This is a genomic window from Mixta tenebrionis (assembly GCF_006517625.1).
GTDB classification, from domain to species: Bacteria; Pseudomonadota; Gammaproteobacteria; order Enterobacterales; family Enterobacteriaceae; genus Mixta; species Mixta tenebrionis.
Genome location: NZ_VHQI01000035.1, coordinates 1 through 1,753 on the forward strand (window position 1 = coordinate 1; position 1,753 = coordinate 1,753).

The following is a 1,753-nucleotide window of genomic DNA, read 5'->3' on the forward strand; positions in this document are numbered from 1 at the left end:
TTGGTTTGGGGGAAGCAGTGAAGCTAGGGGCTGCTGAGGCAACAGTTACGACGCCAGGGTATTTATCAATACCGGCATTTATTAACGGAGCAGAGCAGAAAATTATTTTACAATGGGCTACACCGGTGATAAATGGCACAGAAAAAGCGGGAACTATTTTATTTCCTGTTGCATTTCCTACAACATGCTTAATAGCATTGCCAATCGATGCTATTTCTGGTGGTAATATTGGAACAGCAAATCTGGCATGGGATATAAAAACAACAACAAAAACTGAACTGGGATGGGCGGCATCTCTTCCTGCCGATTCAATTGGATCGTTTGTTTATCTGGCTATAGGATATTAAAATAGTATAAGGAAATTTTATTTTATGAGTATATAGGCCAGTTATCTTAGAAATAAGGAAAATAAATCGATTGATTATACTGTAATAAAAAAGCCCTTCCGGGCTTTTTTTAATTAGGCCAAACAGGAACTACATAACCATGTTTAACTGCCTCAGTTAAAATCCATGAAGGGATAAATGGGAGCTCGATCCGCGGCCACCCCTCCTCGTTAGGCCAGCTTTTGAAGTTGGCCCGAATTTTTATTAATTCTTTCCGTTGTTCGTAGGATAGTGGAATATCATTAATGGTGTAATCTTCCACCAACATTCTGTCTGTTGATAATATAAAGCTATCACGTAACTTTCTGGCTCCGGATTTTAACTCATCTATAGTTACATCAACTACAGGTAGGTCGACCCAGCACGGTAGTCCTTTATCGTTAGCACTTCGTGCTTTTCCAGCAGGCGCCATACCGGAAAACTCAATAAATACCTTTTCAGTAGTCTCTACTAAATCATCCGGAAGCGTTCCTGCGCTTATGTATGCTTCTTTGAGGGCCTTAGGATAAAAAGCATTATTTTTGGGGCTAAACCAATAGTTCATCAAAAATCCTCCACTAAAGTAGTATTAGATATATTATGCTGTTTCCTTAAGGCGGATAACAATTAGCTGTTGTTTCTTACACCAAACAACATGTCAGAAAAAGGACGGACCCTAATATCCCAGCGCGCGAAAGTAAACCGTCCTCACGGTAGGAGTAACCACCGGTGCAACAAAGGAAGGCAGAATAAAAGTATGGTTAAATACTCCACAAAAATGCTGATTTGGATCTTTAGCTTGAAAATAAAATCAAATTCCTAAACAAGGCCCTAAAATGGAATAGGGTAATTTACTGTCATCTTTTGCGCTTAGGTTGATCTATTAACAGTAAATAAACTTCTAGTTTCTATCGGGTCGGATACATGCTGGTTGTAACATGTATTCTTTCTACTGAGATTATGATTTTATTTTAAATTTAAATATTTTTATCTATCAACCAACCTTAACTTATACACTTAATAACCTAACGCGATAATTTTTGTTATTGGATTTCTTACTATATTCCCACTATGAGGAGTCAATAGCAAATTTGCTCCTTTTACTGTTACCCTTTCGATGCTTCGGACAGCTTGTACATAAGTTTGTGCTGAATTTGAGAAACTTAACAAAGCGGTAGGAAATACAATTGGCCAAGAAAAGGGCACGGTGTCAACGGTCCCTCCTAATATTTCCATTGTAGGAGATGTCACAGTTAACCATTGTATTAATAAACCAGAAGGCAATCTCGACCATCCGTTGCTTGTTAAAAGGGATGGAAAAGCAGTCATATCCGGAAGTTGCGTCATTCCGGTCCCAACCTCCCTTCTTGCCGCTTCCCCCAAACCAA

3 protein-coding genes are annotated in these 1,753 nt (G+C 38.9%); 1 reads left to right on the plus strand and 2 read right to left on the minus strand.

Features of this window, described 5'->3' with window-relative positions; translation table 11 throughout:
* A partial coding sequence (locus FKM52_RS21770) for a gp53-like domain-containing protein (RefSeq protein WP_425462655.1) occupies nt 1–347 on the plus strand: 347 nt, incomplete at its 5' end.
* Between the two features lie 109 nt (nt 348–456).
* On the opposite strand, the gene FKM52_RS21355 is transcribed toward FKM52_RS21770, so the two are convergent.
* Together FKM52_RS21355 and FKM52_RS21850 are read right to left on the minus strand one after the other, a co-directional pair.
* Nucleotides 457–930 (minus strand): tail fiber assembly protein, encoded by a 474-nt coding sequence (locus FKM52_RS21355; RefSeq protein ID WP_141178099.1) that lies wholly within the window; start codon nt 928–930, stop codon nt 457–459.
* A 452-nt stretch (nt 931–1,382) separates the two neighbouring features.
* Nucleotides 1,383–1,753 (minus strand): gp53-like domain-containing protein (locus FKM52_RS21850; protein WP_425462656.1); only part of this gene is annotated, 371 nt, incomplete at its 5' end.

What these genes read in the sequence shown, in the direction of transcription:
- FKM52_RS21355 (WP_141178099.1), bottom strand. Translation starts at nt 930, where the DNA reads ATGAACTATTGGTTTAGCCCCAAAAATAATGCTTTTTATCCTAAGGCC.